23 protein-coding genes are annotated in these 21340 nt (G+C 66.3%); 11 read left to right on the forward strand and 12 right to left on the reverse strand.

The window, feature by feature from the left end:
• Nucleotides 1-139 precede the first annotated feature (139 nt).
• Complete coding sequence (gene rdgB, locus VB716_RS15315) at nt 140-739, forward strand: RdgB/HAM1 family non-canonical purine NTP pyrophosphatase (RefSeq protein WP_322758499.1); 600 nt, start codon at nt 140-142, stop codon at nt 737-739.
• 8 nt (nt 740-747) lie between these two features.
• Here rdgB and VB716_RS15320 read toward each other — a convergent pair whose 3' ends face one another.
• Nucleotides 748-1563 carry a BMC domain-containing protein gene (locus VB716_RS15320; protein WP_231605367.1) on the reverse strand — a complete coding sequence of 272 codons (816 nt, stop codon included), beginning with the start codon at nt 1561-1563 and terminating at the stop codon, nt 748-750.
• Nucleotides 1564-1913: 350 nt separating this feature from the next.
• Between VB716_RS15320 and VB716_RS15325 the strand changes: the two genes are divergently transcribed.
• The 3 genes from VB716_RS15325 to bchL all read left to right on the forward strand — a co-directional run bounded on the left by VB716_RS15325 (nt 1914) and on the right by bchL (nt 6400).
• A complete protein-coding gene (locus VB716_RS15325) occupies nt 1914-3212 on the forward strand; it encodes a ferredoxin:protochlorophyllide reductase (ATP-dependent) subunit N (RefSeq protein ID WP_197156606.1) in 1299 nt (432 codons plus the stop codon).
• 95 nt (nt 3213-3307) lie between these two features.
• Nucleotides 3308-4999, forward strand: a complete 1692-nt coding sequence (locus tag VB716_RS15330) for a ferredoxin:protochlorophyllide reductase (ATP-dependent) subunit B (protein ID WP_323270934.1) — start codon at nt 3308-3310, stop codon at nt 4997-4999.
• A 477-nt stretch (nt 5000-5476) separates the two neighbouring features.
• On the forward strand, nt 5477-6400 hold the full coding sequence (gene bchL, locus VB716_RS15335; RefSeq protein ID WP_231598341.1) for a ferredoxin:protochlorophyllide reductase (ATP-dependent) iron-sulfur ATP-binding protein: 924 nt from the start codon (nt 5477-5479) through the stop codon (nt 6398-6400).
• A gap of 258 nt (nt 6401-6658) precedes the next feature.
• Here bchL and VB716_RS15340 read toward each other — a convergent pair whose 3' ends face one another.
• The 3 genes from VB716_RS15340 to psaM all read right to left on the reverse strand — a co-directional run bounded on the left by VB716_RS15340 (nt 6659) and on the right by psaM (nt 8418).
• On the reverse strand, nt 6659-7639 hold the full coding sequence (locus VB716_RS15340; protein ID WP_323270935.1) for a protochlorophyllide reductase: 981 nt from the start codon (nt 7637-7639) through the stop codon (nt 6659-6661).
• A 24-nt stretch (nt 7640-7663) separates the two neighbouring features.
• The gene (locus tag VB716_RS15345) at nt 7664-7966 is read right to left on the reverse strand and encodes a hypothetical protein (RefSeq protein WP_231605368.1); all 303 of its coding nucleotides are present in this window, start codon (nt 7964-7966) and stop codon (nt 7664-7666) included.
• A gap of 347 nt (nt 7967-8313) precedes the next feature.
• Entirely contained in the window at nt 8314-8418 is a 105-nt protein-coding gene (gene psaM, locus VB716_RS15350; protein ID WP_197156612.1) for a photosystem I reaction center subunit XII, read from the reverse strand.
• 89 nt (nt 8419-8507) lie between these two features.
• Here psaM and VB716_RS15355 point away from each other — a divergent pair, with 89 nt between their 5' ends.
• Complete coding sequence (locus tag VB716_RS15355; protein WP_322758496.1) at nt 8508-9020, forward strand: CRR6 family NdhI maturation factor; 513 nt, start codon at nt 8508-8510, stop codon at nt 9018-9020.
• Nucleotides 9021-9036: 16 nt separating this feature from the next.
• On the opposite strand, the gene VB716_RS15360 is transcribed toward VB716_RS15355, so the two are convergent.
• On the reverse strand, nt 9037-9798 hold the full coding sequence (locus VB716_RS15360) for a sulfite exporter TauE/SafE family protein (protein ID WP_197170513.1): 762 nt from the start codon (nt 9796-9798) through the stop codon (nt 9037-9039).
• Between the two features lie 20 nt (nt 9799-9818).
• Between VB716_RS15360 and VB716_RS15365 the strand changes: the two genes are divergently transcribed.
• Nucleotides 9819-10652, forward strand: coding sequence for a lipoate--protein ligase family protein (locus VB716_RS15365; RefSeq protein ID WP_322758494.1), 834 nt, complete (start codon nt 9819-9821; stop codon nt 10650-10652).
• Here VB716_RS15365 and VB716_RS15370 read toward each other — a convergent pair.
• Nucleotides 10595-11839 carry a site-2 protease family protein gene (locus VB716_RS15370; protein ID WP_197158865.1) on the reverse strand — a complete coding sequence of 415 codons (1245 nt, stop codon included), beginning with the start codon at nt 11837-11839 and terminating at the stop codon, nt 10595-10597. The two genes, VB716_RS15365 and VB716_RS15370, sit on opposite strands and share 58 nt — an antisense overlap.
• 95 nt (nt 11840-11934) lie before the next feature.
• On the opposite strand from VB716_RS15370, the gene VB716_RS15375 reads away from it, so the two are divergent.
• Nucleotides 11935-12624 (forward strand): phosphoribosylanthranilate isomerase, encoded by a 690-nt coding sequence (locus VB716_RS15375; protein WP_323270936.1) that lies wholly within the window; start codon nt 11935-11937, stop codon nt 12622-12624.
• A 124-nt stretch (nt 12625-12748) separates the two neighbouring features.
• Nucleotides 12749-13267 (forward strand): hypothetical protein, encoded by a 519-nt coding sequence (locus VB716_RS15380; protein WP_323249476.1) that lies wholly within the window; start codon nt 12749-12751, stop codon nt 13265-13267.
• Nucleotides 13268-13402: 135 nt separating this feature from the next.
• On the opposite strand, the gene folE is transcribed toward VB716_RS15380, so the two are convergent.
• From folE to VB716_RS15410, 6 genes are all read right to left on the reverse strand, one after another.
• Nucleotides 13403-14149 carry a GTP cyclohydrolase I gene (gene folE, locus VB716_RS15385; protein ID WP_197170517.1) on the reverse strand — a complete coding sequence of 249 codons (747 nt, stop codon included), beginning with the start codon at nt 14147-14149 and terminating at the stop codon, nt 13403-13405.
• Nucleotides 14150-14158: 9 nt separating this feature from the next.
• Nucleotides 14159-14869 (reverse strand): SDR family oxidoreductase, encoded by a 711-nt coding sequence (locus VB716_RS15390; protein WP_322758491.1) that lies wholly within the window; start codon nt 14867-14869, stop codon nt 14159-14161.
• A 24-nt stretch (nt 14870-14893) separates the two neighbouring features.
• Nucleotides 14894-15886 carry an acetyl-CoA carboxylase carboxyltransferase subunit alpha gene (locus tag VB716_RS15395; protein WP_197156627.1) on the reverse strand — a complete coding sequence of 331 codons (993 nt, stop codon included), beginning with the start codon at nt 15884-15886 and terminating at the stop codon, nt 14894-14896.
• Between the two features lie 26 nt (nt 15887-15912).
• Nucleotides 15913-16983 carry a long-chain acyl-[acyl-carrier-protein] reductase gene (locus tag VB716_RS15400; protein WP_322758490.1) on the reverse strand — a complete coding sequence of 357 codons (1071 nt, stop codon included), beginning with the start codon at nt 16981-16983 and terminating at the stop codon, nt 15913-15915.
• Between the two features lie 95 nt (nt 16984-17078).
• Complete coding sequence (locus VB716_RS15405; protein ID WP_231597987.1) at nt 17079-17819, reverse strand: aldehyde oxygenase (deformylating); 741 nt, start codon at nt 17817-17819, stop codon at nt 17079-17081.
• 18 nt (nt 17820-17837) lie between these two features.
• On the reverse strand, nt 17838-18671 hold the full coding sequence (locus tag VB716_RS15410) for a creatininase family protein (protein ID WP_197170520.1): 834 nt from the start codon (nt 18669-18671) through the stop codon (nt 17838-17840).
• A 51-nt stretch (nt 18672-18722) separates the two neighbouring features.
• Between VB716_RS15410 and VB716_RS15415 the strand changes: the two genes are divergently transcribed.
• From VB716_RS15415 to VB716_RS15425, 3 genes are all read left to right on the forward strand, one after another.
• Nucleotides 18723-20042: a S1 RNA-binding domain-containing protein gene (locus tag VB716_RS15415; protein WP_322758489.1), complete on the forward strand. Its 1320-nt coding sequence runs from the start codon at nt 18723-18725 to the stop codon at nt 20040-20042.
• The gene (locus tag VB716_RS15420; protein WP_322758488.1) at nt 20039-20956 is read left to right on the forward strand and encodes a Tab2/Atab2 family RNA-binding protein; all 918 of its coding nucleotides are present in this window, start codon (nt 20039-20041) and stop codon (nt 20954-20956) included. Before VB716_RS15415 ends, VB716_RS15420 begins: the two co-directional genes overlap by 4 nt.
• Before the next feature lie 14 nt (nt 20957-20970).
• The coding region (locus VB716_RS15425; RefSeq protein WP_323270937.1) for a laccase domain-containing protein at nt 20971-21340 on the forward strand (370 nt) is incomplete at its 3' end.

The raw sequence follows: 21340 nt of genomic DNA on the forward strand, positions 1-21340 counted from the left end.
TCCGACAGAGCCCAACACCCAAATTCCCAGGTACGGGAGCCTCTGGTTCCGTCAGTGGCTCACAATGGCGGCCGCCCGATCGATCGGGCAGACCCGTTGTTGCGATCCGTTGGCCGGAGCTCAGACCCCTGATCGATCCGTGCTGGCTGCAAGCCCGTCGGTGCTGGTGATTGCCAGCGGCAATGCCCACAAGGTGGCCGAGATCACGGCCATGCTCCATGCCGTTGGTCTGGAGGTCCGTCAGCAACCAGAAGGGCTGGAGATCGAGGAGACAGGTCACACCTACCTTGAGAACGCCCGGCTGAAGGCCCAGACGGTGGCGACGCTGACCGGCTGCTGGGCCCTGGCGGACGATTCCGGACTGGAGGTGGATGCCCTCGGCGGGGCACCGGGCCTCTACTCGGCTCGCTATGCCCCCACGGATCACGAACGGATCCACCGCCTGCTCCAGGAACTGGGGGGCACCCCCTATCGCAGCGCCAGCTTCAACAGCGCCATGGTGCTGGCTGATCCCACCGGCCAGGTCGCCGTCGAGGCCGAGGGGATCTGCCGTGGCGAAATTCTGATCACGCCGCAGGGCCATGGCGGCGGCTATGACCCGATTTTCTGGGTGCGGGAGGCCGGCCTGAGCTATGCCCAGCTGCCCCACCATCTCAAGGAGAAGCTGGGCAGCCGCGGCAAGGCCGCCCGGCAGATGGCCCCACGGCTGCTCCAGCTGCTCGGCCTGGCCGCGGCCTGAGCTGAGCTCTATCGATCGTTGATGTGGGCCACCGCCCGCATGGCGGCCGAAGCCGCCTCCTCCACATCGCCTTCACGGCCGGCGAGGGTGAGACGACCAAAGGCCCCCACGGCCTTCACATCGACCACCGTGATGTTGGAAGCCTTTTCGGCCTCATTGGCGGCAATCAACACGTAGCCGGCCGGCTCGGTCTCCAGGATGAAGATGCTCATGCCGGCCTGGATCATCGAACCCCGCCGGTTCTGGCGGTTGATCAGCACGGCATGATCCGGCGTGATCGCGCGAATGATCTCCGTCCAGGTCACCTCGCAGGGGCTGCGTTGCTCGACCCGGCTGCCGATCGCCTCCAGCACCACATCACCGGAATGGAGCACGTTGCTCTGATCCCGGTGGTAGAGCCCCAGCGAACCGAAGGCCCGCTCCACCACCATCTGGCCGAGGCGCACGGTGCTGGCCTTGAGGGCGATGTCGGTGACACGATGCACCGCCATCCCCGGAGACACCTCCAGCCAGAGACAGGCATCACCGGGAATCGGCAGGAATCCCTGGGAGACCGTGCCCATGTAGGCGGCCAGCTGGGGCTGCAGCGAATCGAGGAAGACGTAGGTGCGCAGCTCGATCGACTGCACGTGGCTCGTCTGGTTGGCCAGCCGGCGGCCTTCGCTGTCGGTGGTGATCACACAACTGGCGCCGGAGCTGTCGCCGTGGACCTCGGTGCCGGTGATCCGCGGAGCCTCGCGCCGGCTGTCCCCACGCAGTTGGTCGCTGCGGAGCTCGGAGCGCAGAGGAGCTCGAAGCGTGGATCGGGAACGAGCGCGCTCCATCAAGGGGCGGACACCTCAGGGTTGGGTTGCCGCGCAGCAGGGCAAATCCTGGCGACAGGGAGACGGTTGGTTTGCGACGCGACTCTATCCCTCGCCCCTGCTGGGTTCCGGCTGCTGCCGGCTCGGGGAGGGCCCGCAGCGATGCACAGATCTTGTCGCAACGATCACAAACGCTGATCACTACCTGTCCGGGGGCCCTCGGCTCGCGCTGAACTGCCAGCCGGAGGGGCCACGCCAGAGCGACGTGTTGCCGAAGAGTGACGTGTTCCCGAAGAGTTCTGACTCCCTGCCTGCAGAGTCCCCGTGAGTAGCTAGGCCTAAGGGATCGCATCGCCAGGAGGCCCGTTTCGATGGGCGCTGTCGCACCATGGGCTCCAGCCGTCACCGCCGGTGGCCGGGAGAGCTCCTCCCACCTTCCCCCCGTCTTGCGGGAGAGCGGACAACGGGAGGTGTTCTGCGGTCTCACCTCGATCGTGTGGCTGCACCGCCGCATGCCCGATGCCTTCTTCCTGGTGGTGGGGTCCCGCACCTGCGCCCACCTGGTCCAGAGCGCCGCCGGGGTGATGATCTTCGCCGAACCCCGGTTCGGCACGGCCATCCTCGGGGAACGGGACCTGGCCGGCCTCGCCGATGCCAATGAGGAGCTCGACCGGCTGGTGCGCGACCTGCTGGAGAGACGGCCCGAGATCCGCACCCTCTTCCTGGTGGGGTCGTGCCCCAGCGAGGTGATCAAGCTCGACCTGGGCAAGGCTGCCGAGCGGCTCAACGGCCAGCTGGCCGGACGGGTGCGGGTGCTGAACTACAGCGGCAGTGGGATCGAAACCACCTTCACCCAGGGGGAGGATCAGGCCCTGCTGGCGATGCAGCCGCTGATGCCGGCCAGCGACGAGCCGCAGCTGCTGATCGTGGGCACCCTCGCCGATCCGGTGGAAGATCGGTTGATCGACCTGTTCGGACGCATGGGGATCGAGCGGGTGCGCAGCCTGCCGCCGCGGCGATCCACCGAACTGCCGCCGGTGGGCCGCGGCACGAAGGTGCTGCTGGCGCAGCCGTTCCTCAGTGCCACCGCCCGGGCCCTGCAGGCCCGCGGCGCCGAACTGATCCCGGCCCCCTATCCCTTCGGCGTGGAGGGAAGCCGGCTCTGGATGCGGGCCGCTGCCACCGCCTGTGGCCTGGCCCCGGCGGCGATCGAGGCGGTCCTTGCACCGCTGGTGGAGCGGGGCCGGCGGGCGGTGGCCCCCCACCGGGAGGTGCTGGCCGGCAAACGGCTGGTGCTGATGCCCGACTCCCAGCTGGAACTCTCCCTGGCCCGTTTCCTGCATCAGGAGTGCGGCATGGAGCTGGTGGAAGTGGGTACCCCCTACCTGGATCGCCAGCTGCTGGCCGAAGAGCTGGCCCTGCTTCCCGCCGGCACGGCCATCACCGAGGGCCAGGACGTGGAACGCCAGCTGGAGCGGGTCCGGGCCGCCCGGCCTGATCTGGTGGTCTGCGGCCTGGGGCTGGCGAACCCGCTGGAAGCCGAAGGGATCGCCACCAAGTGGTCGATCGAACTGGTGTTCAGCCCGATCCACGGCTGCGACCAGGCCGGGGATCTGGCCGAGCTGTTCTCACGGCCGCTGCGGCGCCGCAACCTGCTCCAGTTCAGCTGAACTCTCCGGTTCACCTGAGCTGTGGGCTCTGAGCGCTGGTCCACCCCAGCCCCGACCCGTCTTCCGATCGCTTCTTCCCTCTCCAACCCCTTCCTGTGGAACTCACTCTCTGGACCTACGAAGGCCCTCCCCATGTGGGCGCGATGCGCATCGCCACCTCGATGGAAGGGGTGCACTACGTGCTGCATGCCCCCCAGGGAGACACCTACGCCGATCTGCTGTTCACCATGATCGAACGGCGCGACCGGCGCCCTCCCGTGACCTACACCACCTTCCAGGCCCGCGATCTGGGCGGTGACACAGCCGAACTGGTGAAGCGCTCGATCAACGACGCCGTGGAGCGGTTCCGGCCGGAGGCCCTGCTGGTGGGAGAAAGCTGCACCGCCGAACTGATCCAGGATCAGCCTGGGGCCCTGGCCGGCGGCATGGATCTGGGCGGCATTCCGGTGGTGAGCCTGGAGCTGCCGGCTTACTCCAAGAAAGAGAACTGGGGAGCAGCGGAGACCTTCTACCAACTGGTGCGAGCCCTGCTCAAACCACAGCTGCCGCCGCCCGGGGCCGCCAAGCCCTCACCGACCCGCTGGCGCCAGGAGGGTCGCCGGCCGCGGGTGAACCTGCTGGGCCCCACATTGCTGGGCTTCCGCTGTCGCGACGACATCGTTGAGATCACGCGCCTGCTGGGCGAGCACGGCATCGACGTGACCGTGGTCGCCCCTCTGGGTGCAAGACCGGCGGATCTGCTGCGCATCCCCAGCGCCGATGCCAACGTCTGCCTCTATCCCGAGGTGGCCGGCCCGGTCTGCAACTGGCTGGAGCGGAGCTTCGGCATGCCGGTGGTGCGCAGCGTGCCGATCGGCATTGGCGCCACCGGCGACTTCCTGCGGGAGGTCACCAACCTGCTGGAGATGGACTCCGAGGTGATCGCTGCCGCCACCAACGCCGAAGCGGAGCAGCGATCCCGACTGCCCTGGTATTCGCGCTCGGTGGATTCCACCTACCTCACAGGCAAGCGGGTGTTCATTTTCGGGGATGCCACCCACGCCATCGCCGCCGCCCGCATCGCCAGCCGGGAACTGGGATTTCAGGTGGTGGGGCTGGGCAGCTACAGCCGCGAGCAGGCCCGCGACGTGCGGGCCGCAGCCAAGGAGCTCGACCTGGACGCGCTGATCACCGACGACTACCTGGTGGTGGAGAAGGCCATGGCCGAGGCGGCACCGGAGCTGGTGCTGGGCACCCAGATGGAGCGGCACAGTGCCAAGCGCCTGGGCATTCCCTGCGCCGTGATCAGCACGCCGCTGCACGTTCAGGACGTGCCGGCCCGCACCTCACCGCAGATGGGCTGGGAAGGAGCCAACGTGATCTTCGACACCTGGGTGCACCCGCTGATGATGGGGCTGGAGGAACACCTGATCACGATGTTCCGCCACGATTTCGAGTTCACCGAAGGACACCGCAGCCACCTCGGTGGAGCACCGGCTGGAGCCGGAATCGAAGCCAACGGGACCAACGGGGCCAAACAGCCAACAACAGGGGCCGCAGCCTCGACAGAGACCACAACAGCTACAGCCGTGGCATCAGCAGCAGCCGGGGCAACAGCCGCTCCAGCAGCTGCTTTGGCGGAGAACGGCCTGCACTGGAGCCCGGATGGGGAGGCGGAACTGGCCAAGATCCCCTTCTTCGTGCGGGGCAAGGCCAGACGCAACGCTGAATCCTTTGCCCGGGCCCAGGGACTGCATCGGATCGATGCCGAAACCCTCTACGAAGCCAAGGCTCATTTCAGCCGATGACTCCAGCCACTCCCCGCCGGAGTCACGGCCTCCGCAGCGACGCGCACAGGCTGCCTCCAGCCCCGGAGTGGTCCATAGGTCTCCGTGCAGCCGACGACAACAAGGCACCTTGAAAGTCGCCCCTTCCAAGGATGAGAGTCCAAGCCGGGCCCAGACGATGCAATGAGCGCTCCTTGCAGGGTCCCGCCGGTCTCGAATGTTTCGAGGTGCCCTTTAAAGAAGCCACGCACGCCTACCCAGAGCACAGCCCGAGATGAGTAGAAGTACTCAGCAGATCCGCGAGATTTTCCTACCCGATCTCTCACGGATCTGCGGCCGAATGAGGATACGACAACCAAGCATGTTGCGGTTTACGCGATCCCGCTGACAAGGTGATCGCGCTGCCCTTGGATGGCTGTGGTGGCCGTTGCAGTCCTTCCTTCCGTCGGCGGCAGGAGTGGGCCCATCACCGCCGGAGATTTCAGGATCGACATCCGCATGACCAGCACCCTTGCGAAACCCGCAACCCAGAACGCCGGCAGCCACAGCCGCCAGCATGCCGATGGCGAAGGCAGCGTGCAGGTCCATCAGGACCCAGGCATGCGCATTGAGGAAGGAGCCCTGGTGATTGCCGTCTACGGCAAGGGAGGCATCGGCAAATCCACCACGTCCTCCAATCTGTCGGCCGCCTTTTCGAAGCTGGGCAAACGCGTGCTGCAGATCGGCTGCGATCCCAAGCACGACAGCACCTTCACGCTCACCAAGCAGATGGTGCCCACGGTGATCGATATTCTCGAAACGGTGGATTTCCATACTGAGGAGCTCCAGCCGAACGACTTTGTTTTTGAAGGTTATAACGGCGTCATGTGCGTCGAGTCGGGTGGTCCACCCGCCGGCACCGGCTGTGGTGGATATGTGACCGGGCAGACCGTGAAACTGCTCAAGGAGCATCACCTGCTTGAAGACACCGATGTAGTGATCTTCGATGTGCTGGGCGACGTGGTCTGCGGTGGCTTTGCGGCCCCGCTGCAGCACGCCCACTACTGCCTGATCGTGACCGCCAACGATTTTGATTCCATCTTTGCGATGAATCGGATCATTGCCGCCATTCAGGCCAAGGCGAAGAACTACAAGGTTCGACTGGGCGGCGTGGTAGCCAACCGCAGCAAGGACACCGACCAGATCGATCGCTTCAATGATCGCGTCGGCATGCGCACCATGGCTCACTTTCCTGATCTCGACGCGATCCGTCGCTCCCGCTTGAAAAAGTGCACCATTTTTGAGATGGAAGCCACCCCCGAGGTGGAAGCCGTTCAGCAGGAATATCTCAACCTCGCCCAACGGATGCTCGACAATGTCGAGCCTTTGGAGGCTGAGTCGCTCAAGGATCGCGAGATCTTCGATCTGCTCGGCTTCGACTGACGTTCGTCGTCCATTGCGGTCAACCACCGCCATCTTCAGCAGATGGCGGTGGTTGATGTCATCCGGATGTCAACAGTGGATGGCCATCAATATTGAACAGACACTGATTCCGGCCGAGACTTTACTCTAGCAAGGCATTGTTTCTGGCCATTGATTTGTGCTGATTGGATCTTCAATCCGGACTGATCTTGATTCCTTCCGTTGAAAGGAGGAATCGTGCTAGGCCTGCGCAGGATTGAGCAGGCCGCTAATCAGGCCTCAGCCCAGACCCACCAGGTCCATCGAATAATCCCACATCTTCTGGGCAGTGACTGGATTGCTGGCCTTGTAGGAGAGTTCCTGGCTGAACTGCTTGCCACCACGCTTCTGGCGATTGCCCCAGCTCCAGTGCACTCCCGAAACGGCGAATTCGGGTTCCGCCACCACCTGTGCCACCCGGTCACCGGCCAACTGCTGACTCACGTAGCCACCGGTGATGTTCTTCTGGAACCAGGGGAAGATCTTCTGAAACAGCTTCGGTGTATTGCGGAACAGGGGTGTGTCAGCGACGCAGCCCGGGTAGAGAGAGCTGAACACGATTCCCGTGGAGGCATTGAGGCGGCGGTGCAGCTCCTGGGTGGTGATCATGTTGCAGAGCTTGCTGTCTTTATAGGCCTTGCCCGGCTTGAAGGGCTTGCCGCTGGCCATACTGATCGGAGCCTTGAAGCCGAGTTCGAAGCCGGAGAGGTCGCCCAGATCGGCAGGGGCGGGGATCGGGATCTTGCCACCCAACTCCTTGGAGTTGGCGGTGACGGTGCCCAGCACCACCACCCGGCGGGAGGGATGGGTGGAGCGCTGCAGATCCTCAAGCAGCAACTGAATCAACAGAAAATGACCAAGATGGTTGGTGGCCATCGAGAGCTCATAACCCTGAGGTGAGCGTTCGGGCTCTTTCAGACGCGGCTTGTAAACAGCCGCATTGATCACCAGGGCATCCAGCGGTTGCTCCAGAGATGCCACCAGCGCCTCAACGCCGACCCGCACACTCTCGAGATCGCCCAGATCAATGCGCAGATGGTGGAGCCGGTCGGCGGGAATGCCGAGGGAGTCGCTGGCGGCAGCGGCCCGAACGGGGTCGCGATTGGCTGTCACCACGGTCCAGCCTCGATCAACGAGGGCCTTGACGGCGTTGAGACCGACCCCCGAGGTCGTACCGGTGATCAGGACCGTTCCGGGGGCGGCGGCGGGTAGGGCCATCATGCGGGCGAGCAGGCGCCTGACAACCTAAGGAACCGGGCTGACGGCAGGCTTGGTGCCGGAAGGCTGCTCAACAGAAGGAAACGCGGCGGGGGACTGCCAGACGATCCGCAGGCGATTGGGAGCAATCCACTGATCCTGCTCCCGGATGAGGCGCTGCTCTCCGTCGACGCTGAAGAGTTGATCGAAACGTTCGCGAGCCCGGTGAAGTTTGGCTTTCTCGATATCAAGAACAGCGGCCAGTTCACCCTGGCGTTCCATGCGGTCCTGATAGGCCGCGGCCAGACGCACCAAGCTGACTCCGACCACCGACACCAGACCGATTTTCACCACCAGACCGATGACACTGCAGAGCGACTCCTTCTGCTCCTCACTCAGGCTGGGGGCCGGTAATGCGGTGACGCTTGCAATGACCGGGCTGGCAAGCCCACTTGGATCAGGATCGACGGCCCGCAACGGACGGGCTTGCGTGAGCGCTCGTCCAACGGGGCTGGACCGGCGATCGCCTGAGCCAGCCCGGACTGTGCCACGGGACTCAGCACGCCGCTGCGGCGGGGAAGAACGGGAACGACGGGGGGCAGGCACGGGCATCGGGCCCTCAGGGCCGCTGTCGAACTGACTTGCTTGTAGCAGGCGGAGGAAAGGATGCCAATCCCCCACCCAGATTCAGCGCCGAATCAGGCCTTGTACAGGCTGAAGCAAAGACGGACGGCCAGGACGCCGGCGTGGGCGGCCACCACCAAAGCGATCAGGATTTCGGCCTGGTTCAGGGTTGAAACCATGGTTGGGGGAGCATGAACGGAATCGGCACCATTCTTTGCCGCCGGCTCGCTACGGTCCAGCCTTCTTCGCCGCGCTGTCACAGCTCTTGATGGCCACCCCACCCGCCTCCGAAGACTGGCTCGTGCGGATTCCGGCCGAAAGCCTCCGCCGCCTCGACCTCAGCCCCCTGGAACCGTGGCGCCGGCTCAGCCCGGCCGAGCTGCTGGCCGGCACAGGCAAGCTCCGCCTCTCCTACGAATGGCCCCGCGCCGACGATGACCCCCGGGAACTCTCGGAAATCCCTGAGTTACGTCTCTGGAGCCTTCGCGCCGATGCCCTCTGCCCCTGGCTGACGCTGCTGCTGGACCGCAGGGACGGCGACCTGATCCGCCACGTGGCGATGCTGCTGCCCCATGGCTTCAGCCGCAACGAGGGGCTCCGCTTCGCGCCGGAAAGCCTCGATCTGTGGATCACCCATCGCCTCTTTCTGCTGGACGACTGGGCCGGTGCCGCCGGCCTGCACTGCCGTCAGAGCCTGAGCCAGATGGCCGCCGTGCTCGGCTTCGAGCTGGATCCAGGCTTCTGGCAGTCTCTCCCCTCTCCCCCGATGGGTGAGAACTGAGGCCGTTGGGCCCGATTCAGCCGGCCAGCAGCAGCATCACGGCGCGGCGGCTGCTGTCGATCGCCAGCAGCAGGGCCAGGCCACGCAGCATCCAGGCCAGAGAGCTCTCGCTGAAACGGTTCAACTGGCCCGCCGACCACTGGGCCGCCAGGGCTGCCGTTCCCCCCAGCAGCACGGCAAGAACAAGCTGGCCGCGGCCGTCCTGCAGGAACGCCACCGAGGCCGCACTGGACGACACCAGCACTCCCAGGGTGCTGAACCGGATCGCCAGACGGATCGGCACCTGCAGAGCTTTCACCATCAGCGGCACCATGATCAGGCCGCCCCCCACACCCAGCAGGCCACCGGCCAGACCGGCGACGCCACCCACCGAGGTCAGGCCGGCCAGAGGCAGAGGTCGAGAGTCATGGGTTGCTGATGCCTCCTTCGGCTCGATCGTGATCGCCAGCAGCAGATACATCAGCGCCTGAAGGCCGAGCAGCATCCAGCCCTCCAGGCCCTGACCCAGACGGCTGAACAGGGCCGCGCTGATGGCAGCGCCGGCGGCAATGGCGACGCCACCGCTGCGGGGCAGCTGACCGCTGCGCAGATGGGTCCATGTGCCAGCCAGGGTGGTGGGAACGATCGCCAGGCTGCTGGTGGCCAGAGCCTGATGGGGCTCAAGGCCGATCAGCAGCAGAATCGGAGAAAAGATCAGCCCACCACCGATGCCCAGAAGGCCGGAGAGCAGCCCGGCCAGCAGGCCCAGGGGCACCAGCGCCAGCAGGGTCCAGGACATCGGCGCGGCAACCTGAGGCGATGGACGGGTCCCAGCATCCTGTACGGGACGGCAGCACAGCACAGGTCTGGCGCCTGCTGCCGGATTCGGCGCTCACCGGAACCTGGCAGATGGCGATCGATGAGTGGATGCTCGATCAGGGCCAACCGGCCCTGCGTCTCTACCGGTGGAGCCGCCCCACCCTGTCGCTGGGCTACCACCAGCGGCGTCTGCCGCCCCACTGGCTGGCCCTGGCGGCGGACGGCCTGATCGACCTGGTCCGCAGACCCACTGGCGGCCGGGCGGTGCTGCACGGCTGCGGCGATCTCACCTACGCCCTGATCTGGCCCGATCCCCCTGGCCAGCGCCTGGAGGCCTACCGCCTGGCCTGCCGCTGGCTGCAGCACGCCTTCGCCGCCCTGGGGCTGCCGCTCCAGTTCGGCAACGAGCCAAGCGGCTCCCAGGGGGCCCATGCACCGAACTGCTTTGCCAGCGCCACCGCGGCGGATCTGGTGGACGCCGCTGGATTCAAGCGGATCGGCAGCGCCCAGCTCTGGCGCCGCGGCCAGCTGCTGCAACACGGCGCCATCCTGGTGACGCCGGAGCCGGAGCTGTGGCGGCAGATCTTCGGGGAACCTCCGCCGCCGCCGCCGGCAGGACGACTCAGCAGCACCCTGGGAGTGGAGGATCCCCACCATCCGCTCCGGCAACAACTGCTGACCGCGGCCCGGTCGGCCCTGCCGGGCGCTCCGGTCGTGCTGCAACCCCAGCCGCTCAGCGACACCGAATGGAACGCTGTGGAGGGGCGGCTGCAGCGCTACAGGGAAGGGCTGACGCTCACTTCCCCGGAAGCCACCATTGAGCGCGCCACCTGACCGAGGGCCAGACCGAGGGGATAGGTGCCCTGGCGCCGCGCCAGCTCGAGCATGGGTGCCGGCAGCTTCACACCCAACCGCCCCAGCACAGCCTCACTCAGTTCGGGGCGCTCCAGGGTGCCGCTGGGCAGCCCGGCGGGACTCAGCACCAGCAGACGGGACTCTGGACCATCCTCCAGGCGCAGGGCCGCCTGCCACAACGCATCACCCTCACCGATCGAGGGCAACGAAGCCAGCGGTTTGAGGTGATCGGCGATGCGCTCGGTGTCCCAGCGCTGAACCGGCAGGGCCTGCAGGGGGTCGTCATCGATCACACCGCACCAACGGCCCCGATCGCACACCAGCACCCAGTCGCTCGGACCCTTGTCCTGGCTGAGGCGTAGCTGGCTGAGCTGGCGCAGGCTGTCGGACGACTCCAGCACCCGGAAGCGGCGCTGGGCCGCATCCCTCACCCGCAGATCCTTGAGCGCCTGCTGCAGAGCCAGCATCTGGCGCTGGTTGCGGGCAGCTCCCAGACCAAACCAGCCGAGCAGAATCAGCCAGGCACCGGAGATGCCACCGCCACGCAGCAACAGCACGGTGCCCAGACCCACGGCGAGGAAAGAGAGGAAACGGCCGGAGGCCATCGCCACCTCCACACCGCGGCGCTGGCTGCCCGTGACCTGCCAGACCAGGGCCTTGAGGATCAGGCCACCATCCAGGGGCAGACCGGGCAGCAGGTTGAACAAAGCCAGCACCAGGTTGAGGATCCCGAGCTCCTGGACCATCTCGCCGAGCAGGGGGGCGAGATGGGCTGCTCCGTGCTGAAGGGAGAGCAAGGTGACGCCCAGGACCAGGCTGACGGCCGGGCCCGCCGCCGCCACCAGCAGGGCACCGCGGGCTGTGGAACACTCCCGCTCCACGCTGGCCACTCCGCCAAGCAGGAACAGGGTGATCGCGTTCACCCGCACCCCCTGATTGAGGGCCACCAGGGCATGTCCCAGCTCGTGCAGCAGCACCGAGACGAACAGCAGCACGGCCGTGAGCAGGCCCACGGACCAGGTGGCAAAGCTTCCCCCCGTCTCGCCGGAGGCCATGGCGTAGTGCTGCTGGAACGCCACCGTGGCCACCATCAGAATCACAAACCAGCTGGGGTGGATCCGCAGCGGAATGCCGCGGATCCGCAGGATTTGCCAGCCGTTGCTCAAGCCTTCACCCACAGCCGCCGCGTTCAAGAGCCTCAGGCCGGACCCAAGGAAGATTGGTTCCAATCCTAGAAAGGCTCCTGCACCGCCCGCCCCGGATGGCCCGCCCCCAGCTCAAGATCTGCGGCCTGCGGCAGCCGGACCAGGCCTCGGCCGTGGCGGCCCTGGGCGTCGATGCGATCGGCGTGATCGCCGTGGAGCGTTCACCCCGGTTTCTGGCGGCCGAGCGACGTCCGGCGCTGTTCGCTGCCATGCAGACCGCCAACCCGCTCTGCCGCGGCGTGCTGGTGGTGGCCGATCCGGGCGACGACCGTCTGGCGGAACTGGGCGAGGGCGGTCACAGCGTGGTGCAACTGCACGGCAGTGAGTCGGTGGCTCGCTGCCGCGACCTGCGGCAGCGGCTGGGCGCGGGCGTTCAGCTCTGGAAAGCCCTGCGAATCGCTTCGGCGGACGACCTGGCGAAAGCGCAGGCCTACACCGAGGTGGTGGACGCGCTGCTGCTCGATGCCTGGGTGGAAGGACAGCTGGGCGGCACGGGCCGCGCCATCCCGCTGCAGTGGCTTCAGGAGTTCCGCCCCTCCCTGCCCTGGTGGTTGGCCGGGGGCATCGGGCCGGAGACCGTCGGCGCGGTGCTGGAGACGCTCAGCCCCGATGGCCTCGACGCCTCCAGCCGCGTGGAACTCAGCCCCGGAGACAAGGACATCGCCCGGGTGGCGGCCCTGGTGCGGCTGGTGAAGGGCGAGGGGACCAGGCCAGCCAGCGCCAGGACTGCCGCACCGATCGGCTGACGAATCGCCGCCGCGGCGGCAGGATCAGGACTCCCGCCGGTTGCCGCCGCCCGTGCCGATCCCCCTCTCTTCCGCGTCTCAGGCCCGCCCTGCCAGGGCCATGGGCCTGTGGCAGCCTGCCCGCATGCGTCAGCTTGCTGGCCTGATCCTGGCCACCGCCCTGCCCCTGGGCGGCCCGGCGGCGCTGAAAGCCCAGGATCTGGTCGGCTGCCAGCTGATTGAGGGCGCCCTGCAGTGCGTGCCGGGAGTAACGGGAACACCGCAACAGCAGATCCGGATCCTGCGGGGCGAGATCGGGGCTGACCAGCAGCTGGAGGGGGCGGTGGAGCAGCAGATCGATGGGCTGCGACGGCTGGAGCTCCAGGGAGAGGCTCGGGTGGGCTCGCTGCTGCAGGCCACGATCGTGGCCGATGGCCAAGCGGCCCTCGCCGCCAGCCAGTACCACTGGTACCGACTGGCGCCAGGCCGCAACCACTGGGAGCTGATTGCTGAAGCTTCAGGCCCCAGCTACCAGCCCACCACCAACGATCTGGCCTATGAGGTGATGGTGGTGGTGGTGAGCGAGACACCGAACGGAACCAGGCGCCTGGCCTCAGCACCCGTGGGACCGATCGGCGTGGCCAGACCCTCAATCACCCCCTGAACTAGCCAGCAGATCCATGATTAAGGCTCAGTGATCCGTTCCGTTGAGACGGTGGTCTTGGTCTGCTGGGGGACGTGGATCCTGCTCAGCCGAGACCCTGTTCCACATCCGTCCCGTTGACAACCCAAGCCCATTTCAGGTGGACAGAACGGCTTCCTGCTGTTTCACGAGTTCGAAGAACTCCTGCTTGAGACTGGGATCGAGGCGGAAATCGCCACGCACCACGGAATTGACCATGCTGGTCTGGGGTTCCTTGACGCCGCGCCATTTCATGCAATAGTGCTGAGCCTTCACCAGAATCGCCAATCCCTGGGGCTCACAGAGCCGCTCAATCTCATCGGCCAGAATCATCACGGCCTCTTCCTGGATATGGGGACGGGAGAAGACCCAGTCGGCGACACGAGAGAATTTGGAAAGCCCGATCACGCGGTCACCCGGCTTGATTCCAATCCAGCAGTTGCCGAGAATCGGCACGAGGTGGTGCGAACAGGCCGAACGCACGGAAATTGGCCCAACCGTATAAATTTCATCCAGCTTCTTCACATTGGGGAAACTGGCAATCTTGGGCTGCTCGTGATAGCGCCCTTTAAAGACTTCGTGAAGATACATACGGGCGACCCGCTCGGCTGTCTCTTCGGTGTTGTGATCATTTTCGATGTCAATCACCAGACTGCGCAGCAGATCGCGCACCTTGCCTGCCACCTCAATCTCGAGCTGGTCAAGTTCACCCTCGCCGAGATAGGCGGAGATGTTGTCGTTGGCGAGGAAGGAGACACCAGCTTCCCGCAGCCGCTCACGGATACGGTGGCTCGCCGGCAGGGGAGCAGCCTCAGGCGTCGCCATGGCACCGGTTGAAAAGCGGGAGGGGAGGGTGGAGGTCATGAAAGAGGGTTAGAGAGCGCCGGCGGCCGGCATGAGCGTGAGGTCTTCAACCACCTGGGTGGCGGGTTGTTGAGCCAGAAACAGCAGTGCATCGGCCGCTTGCTCGGGATCAAGCATGGCACGCCGGTCAAAGTCACTGTGGACGGTTTCGCTATCCCAAAGGCTTGAATTGACTGCACCCAGAGTGAGCGTGCTCACTCGAATCCCGTGGGTGCGTTCCTCGACAGCCAGACAACGGCTGAACGAAACCAGTGCCGCCTTGCTGGCGCAGTAGGCGCCCCAGTCCGGGAAGGCCTGATGGGCGGCATGGCTGCTCACATTGATGATGTGACCACGGCCGGCGGCACGCAGGTGCGGCAGAACGGCCTGACACACCTGAAAAACGCTGGTGACGTTGAGCTGAAACAGCCACTGCCACTGCGACAGAGGCATCGAGGCCAGGGCGCCGGTGTAGGCGACGCCGGCATTGTTGATCACCAGCTGTGGCAGAAGGCCCCGGCTGCAGAGCTGATCCAGCCCGACGGGGATGGCTGCGGCATCCGCCAGGTCGATGGCGGCCACCTCAACGGTTCGACCCAGGGGACGGAGTTCATCGGCCAGGGTCTCAAGGTCCGGCAGGGAGCGCGCCAGCAGGAGCAGGTCATAGCCGTTGGCCGCCAGCTTGCGGGCGGCCGCTGCGCCGATCCCTCTGGAGGCACCCGTGATCAGAGCAGCAACCAAGGTGCTCGCGCGTTCCTTCAGACCCTAAACAGGAGCGACGGCCTCTGGGGTAGGGGAAGCCGCCTCATACCGGCCCATGGCCCGGTACTTGGCGTAGCGCTGCTCCAGCAGGTCGTGCTCAGACAGGCTGGACAGCTCCTCGAGCGACTCCAGCAGGGCGCCCTTGAGCGTGGCGGCAGCCTGCAGCGGTGCCCAGTGATTCCCACCCGAGGGCTCCTGCAGCACCCGATCGATGATGTCAAGCCGCAGCAGATCGGGCCCCGTGATCTTGAGGGCCTCGGCCGCTGCCGGTGCCTTGGCGGCATCGCGCCAGAGAATCGAGGCACAGGCCTCGGGACTGGCCACCGTGTAGACGCTGTGCTCGAACATCAGCAGCCGATCCGCCACCCCGATGCCCAGGGCTCCACCGGAGCCGCCCTCACCAATCACGGTGGCCACGATCGGCACCCGCAGGCGGAACATCTCGCGCAGGTTGACCGCAATCGCCTCGCCCTGCCCCTGCTCCTCGGCCAGCACGCCGGCATAGGCCCCGGGCGTGTCGATGAAACAGAGGATCGGCAGCCGGAAGCGATCGGCGTGCTCCATCAGCCGCATCGCCTTGCGATAGCCACCCGGCGAGGCCATGCCGAAGTTGCGAGCCACGTTCTCCTTGGTGTCACGCCCCTTCTGATGGCCGATCAACAGCACGGCCCGATCGCCGATACGGCCCACCCCGCCCACCAGGGCCTTGTCGTCGGAGCCCCGCCGATCGCCATGGAGCTCAATCCACTCGTCGGTGATCAGCTGGATGTAATCGAGGCTGCTGGGCCGCTGGGGATGGCGCGCCACCTGAATCTTCTGGGCCGGAGTGAGCGCCAGAAAGATCTCCTCGCGGCGACGGGTGGCCAGGGTTTCCAGCTGCAGGAGCTGCTGGCTCACATCCACCTCGGAATCCCGCGCCAACTGGCGAATCTGGTCGATCTGTTCCTCGAGCTCCACCAGGGGTTTTTCGAAGTCCAGCAGGGCGCGGCGGGCCATGGCGATCGGAAAGGAGGAGAAGGAATTCAGGCCGAAGCCAGGGCGGGGGCGGCGGCGGGGTCAGCGGATTCGGGGGCCTGATCCGAGTCCAAGGCGAGGGCTGAAAAGCCATGGCGGAGGGAAGCAGCGCCAATCAGGTCCATGGCCTCGAGGGTGATGTTGTTGCGACCCCAGCTGAAGTTCGTATGGATGTCTTCGAAATCGAGCAGCATCGCCTCAGCGAAACAGGCGAACATCTGACGCTGAGGTCTGGCCATCTCCGCCACTTCCATCATCTGCCAACCGATGTCCTGCCAGAACTCGACGATGCCCCCCTTGAGCACATGCACCCCCTCAGCCGCCGCGCGACTGTCGAGGTTCTTGGGGTAGCCGCCATCGATCATCAGGCAGGGCTTGCGCAGCGTTGCCGTATCGATCTGCAGGCTCTGGGGCAGGCTCGCCACCCACACCACCACGTCGGCTTCGCTCAGGGCCTGATCCAACGGCAGAATCCGGCCGCTGCCGAGGCTCTCCTGGAGGTCCACCAATGGCTGGGGCCGTCGTGCCACCAGCAGCAAGTCACCCACGCCGCGTCGCTGCAACCAGCGGCAGACCGCACTGCCGATGTCGCCACTGGCACCCACCACCGCCACCTTGGCCGTGGCCAGATCCATGCCCAGCCGGGGAGCGTTGATCTCCACCTGCCGGCAGATCACCCAGGCCGTATGGGTGTTGCCGGTGGTGAAGCGCTGCCAATCCAGCTGCACCGCACTGACCCGCTCTTCGCGCAGAAGATTGAGATCTTCGAAAATGATTGATGTGAAGCCTCCCAGGGCCGTGATGTCAATCCCACTTTTCTGGGCCAGTTCCATGGCCTTGAGCACCTTCCGCTTCGCCGTTTTGAAGCGCCGCAGCATTTCCGGAACGAACACCGAATCGATGTAGGCGCCTCGGATGGTCTTGCCGGTGGCACTGGTGACCGTCACCTCCTCCACCAGCTGAGGAGGAGCGGCGCACCACATGTCGAGGTCGCCATCGGCGTACTCGTCGTAGCCCAGGGACCTGGCCTTGATTCTGGCCTCCTCAAAACTGGTGGAGTGACCGATCAGGCCGAACATCAGGTCTTCCGTCGCTACTAGGACAAAGGCGCGCCCCCTGGACGCGCGCCACATCTTGCCATGGGCATTCTCAGGCCCTGCGCCTTGGCCAGGCCTCAGCCCACCAGGGCAGCGGCAGCAAGCTTGGCGATCTCACGGCCGGTGAAGCCGATATCCATCAGGGCCTCCTGGTACGAGCTGAGGAAATCGGCCATCAGATCTTCCTTTTCCATCTGCAGAACGGCAGCATCCCCAGCCACCTGTTCGAGCATCTTGCGCACCAGGGGCAGATTTTCGCGGTTGGCCTGCTCCAGCTCCTGACGGGAGGCTTCAAGATTGGCCTTGAGCCACTCCTGACCGTAGTTGAGGTGGGTGTACTCGTCTTTGACCACACCTTCGGTGATTTTGCGCGCGAACGGATCGGCCACCGGGATATAGATGTGATAGGCCGAGATCGCAAAGGCTTCGATCAGGATGGCCTGAATCAGCAGACAGGTGACCACCTTGCCTTCGGCCAGTGCCGCCTGGAAGTTGCCATGCAGCGGCGCAAAGAACTCCTTGGCGAAGGGCATGTCAGCCGTCACACCGAGATTGTTGGCACAGGCCGTGAAGCCCTTCATGTGCTTCAGCTCCATCCGGGCCAGGCGGGACAACTCCTCGGCCTGATCGGGCAACAGGCTGCCGAGCGAAATGTAGTTGTCGTGGGCTTCCTGCTCACCCTCAATCACAATCGCATTGATGCGGCTGTAGGCATCTTTGTAACTGGAACTCTGGAAATCGGGCAGCCCCCCCTCGGCCACCGTTGTGGGCGCCAGGTCGGGCGCAGCAGACTCAACGGCACTGGGGAGTGGGGACATGGCGACCTCGCTTTCAACTTAGGGATGCTGGCCTGGACTGTAGTCACCCCCTGGGCTTCCGGGGGGCCAGTCACTGGCCAGCAGCGCCTCGAAGCGGCTCCGCCAGCCGGCCACCAGTCGCTCGAACAGCTCCTGGCCCAGCTCGCCGCTGGCCTCACCCGGATCGCCGATCACGCCGGACCGGCTCAGATCACGGCTGAGCCAGGCGGAAGGGGCGGCCCCTTCCAGGCTCCAGCCCGTGGGAGGCGCCTGGGACGGCAGACCATCAGCAGGCGGCAGCGGCCCCACCAGGGAGGGGGCCAGATGCAGCATCAGGCTGGTTTCGGCCAGGGCGGCATGCAGCCCCTGGGACCGTTCCGGCTCCGGGATCAGGTCAGCGATGCCTTCCGGCCCGCTCCAGAGGAAGCAGGGCAACACCGCCAGGGCCGGATGGGCGGCCCGCAGCTGCCGGGCCGCCACCTGCAGCAGGGCGATCTGACCGCCATGGCCGTTGAACAGCACCAGCCGGCGGAAGCCCGCCGCCGCCAGATCGCGGCCCACGGCCTGGACCATGGCGATCAGGGTTTCCGCATCGAGGCTGAGGGTGCCGGCAAAGCCCTGATGCTCCGGCGAGAAGCCGATCGCCTGCACCGGTAACCGCCACAGGGGCCAGGCGGGCTCGTCAGGGCCTTGACGGGCCCAACCCTCCAGCACCGCCTCCAGCACCTTCTCGGCAAAGAGGGCATCGGTGCCCAGAGGCAAATGGGGGCCGTGCTGCTCGATCGCACCGAAGGGCCAGACCACGGTGCTGCCGGGTCGGGATGCCGCTGCCTGCAGGGCCGGCCAGCTCAGTCGCTCCAGGCGTCGCTCCATGGGATAGAGGCAGGGTGCCTACAGTGTGTGGCTCCCGCAAGCACTGTGGACATGGCCGGAACCGGCAGCCCCTCGCCGCGCACGCCCTCCCAGCGCCCCGTTCCGCCGGGAGCGTCCAGGCCCCAGGCAGGCGCACCAGTGCGCAAGCTGCCCCAGGTGTTGATGCTCAAGAAGGAGGAGCAAGCCGCCCCTGACGCTGTTGCGCAGGACGCTGCTGCTCCACTGGCGCCGCCGGTCCGGAACGACGCCACCACGGCCCAGCCTCAGGCGGCCCCAACGCAGCAGCGGCCCGCCCGCAGCGACGATGACCTGTTCGGCATGGGAGAGCTCGAGGGGCTCACCATGGCCGATCTGCTGGGGCCCGACTCCAGCCAGCGCCGCCGCCCGAGCGGCGGGTCCGGGTCTGCCCGCTCCATCGGCCAGGGACGACCCGGTTCCGATGCCAGTGGTGATCGGCCCACTCAGCCCAGCCGCACGGTTGACGATTTCGATTTCGACGAGGAGGCCTTCCTCGCGGCCCTCGACGAGAACGAGCCGGTCGGGACGACCGGTGAAGTGGTGCGTGGCGTGGTCATCGCTCTGGAGAGCGATGGGGTGTATGTGGACATTGGCGGCAAGGCCCCGGGCTTCATGCCGAAGAACGAATGCGGCCTCGGGGTGATCACCAACCTCAAGGAACGCTTCCCCAAGGGGGCTGAGGTCGAAGTGCTGGTCACCCGCGAGCAGAATGCCGACGGCATGGTGACCGTGAGTGCCCGCGCCCTCGCCCTGCGCCAGAGCTGGGACAAGGTGCGCCAGCTGGAGAAGGATGGCCAGGTGGTGCAGGTGAAGGTGAACGGCTTCAACCGTGGTGGCGTCACCTGCGACCTGGAGGGCCTGCGGGGCTTCATTCCCCGCTCCCAGCTCAACGAAGGCGAGAACCACGAGGCCCTGGTGGGCAAGACCATCGGCGCCGCGTTCCTGGAGGTCAACCCCGAGACCCGCAAGCTGGTGCTTTCCGAGAAGAAGGCCGCTTCCGCCGCGAGGTTCGCCGCCCTGGAGATCGGCCAGCTGGTGGAGGGTCAGGTCGTGGCGGTGAAGCCCTATGGCCTGTTCGTCGACCTCGGTGGCGTCAGCGGCCTGCTGCACCACTCCTCCATCACCGGTGGCCAGATGCGCGACCTGCGCGAGGTGTTCGATCAGGGCGACCGGGTGAAGGCCCTGATCACAGACCTGGATCCGGGCCGCGGACGGATCGCCCTGAACACCGCCCTGCTGGAGGGCCAGCCCGGTGAGCTGCTGATTGAAAAGGAGAAAGTGATGGCCGAGGCCACCGACCGCGCCAATCGGGCGCGATCCGTGCTGCGCCAGCAGGAGCAGAACGCCGGATGAGCGGATCGACCGCCTCTGCCCAGCCCGCGGCACCGATCGAGACCGCCCGATCCGCCCCGGACTGGGAGCTCGACTTTTATTCCCGCCCGATCCTCGAAGCCGACGGCAAGAAACGCTGGGAGCTGCTGATCTGTGCCACGCCTGAAGCGACCGACACCGGTCTGCCCTTCCGCTGGCATCGCACCTGTCCGTCCAACAGCGTGAACTCGATCTGGCTGAAACAGGCCATCGAAGAGGCTCTGGCCGAGGCCACCGACCAAGGTCTGGATCCACCACGTCGGCTGCGCTGCTGGCGAGCCTCGATGCGCACGATGGTGCAGCGGGCTGCTGAGGGCCTGGGGGTGGAACTGGTGCCGAGCCGCCGCTGTTACGCCCTGGTGGAGTGGCTGCAGGAGCGTCAGGCCATCGTGTATCCCGCCGAGGAGGGCTACATGGCTGGCCCCCTGGCACCCCCGCCGGCACCGATCCAGCCGGTGGCCATTCCCCTGCCGGAAGCGGCCCGTGGCGACAGCTGGAGCTGGGCCAGCCTGCCGGCAGCAGCCATCGCTGATGCTGCGGGCTGGGACATCGACTTCGCCGGGCTGATCCGCCGCCCCGACAACCTGGCTGACGACACCCCGATTCCCGGTGTGCGTCTGTTCAGCCGCCACCGCTCCCTGGCCCTGGCCGCCTGGTTCGCCGGGCTGGAGCCGGTCAGACTGGAGATCAGCGGCGATCAGCTGGTGCTGGAGGCGGGCCTCGAGGATCGCTGGTTGCTGGCCCGGCTGCCAGCCGAGGAAGCCAGGGCGTCTGCCGCCGCTTTCGCCGCCGCCCGTGCACAAGCGGGGGGGCTGCAGTTCCTGGCCGTTCAGAGCAGCGAGACCGAACCGCGCTTTCAGGGCTTCTGGCTGCTGCGGGATCTGCCGGACGCCTGAGGCGTCGCTTCGCCATGGCCGAACACGTTCCGCCCCCGTTTCAGCGCCCCGATGCGGGCTTCAACGACCTGGCCGGCTGGACCTGGGTGGGCTGTTACGGCGGCTACTACCTGCAGGCCGATCTGCTCGACGGCTTTGAGCACGGCTTCTTCACCCGGCAGTGGCAGGGCCGCGGCCCCGAGGTTCTGGCCGGCTATCTGAGCGCCGGTGTCAGCATCCATCGGACCCGCCAGGTGCATGGGGCGGAGGTGGTCGCCGCCTCCGCGGCGAGGACGGATCCCTGGCCGGATGCCGATGGCCTCTGCAGCGATGCGGGTGGCCAGAGCCTCTGGGTCTGCGGCGCCGATTGCACACCGGTGTTGCTGGCCGATCCAGGCAGCGGCC

This window comes from Synechococcus sp. CCY9201, assembly GCF_034931105.1.
In the GTDB taxonomy this organism is placed as follows: Bacteria; Cyanobacteriota; Cyanobacteriia; order PCC-6307; family Cyanobiaceae; genus CBW1002.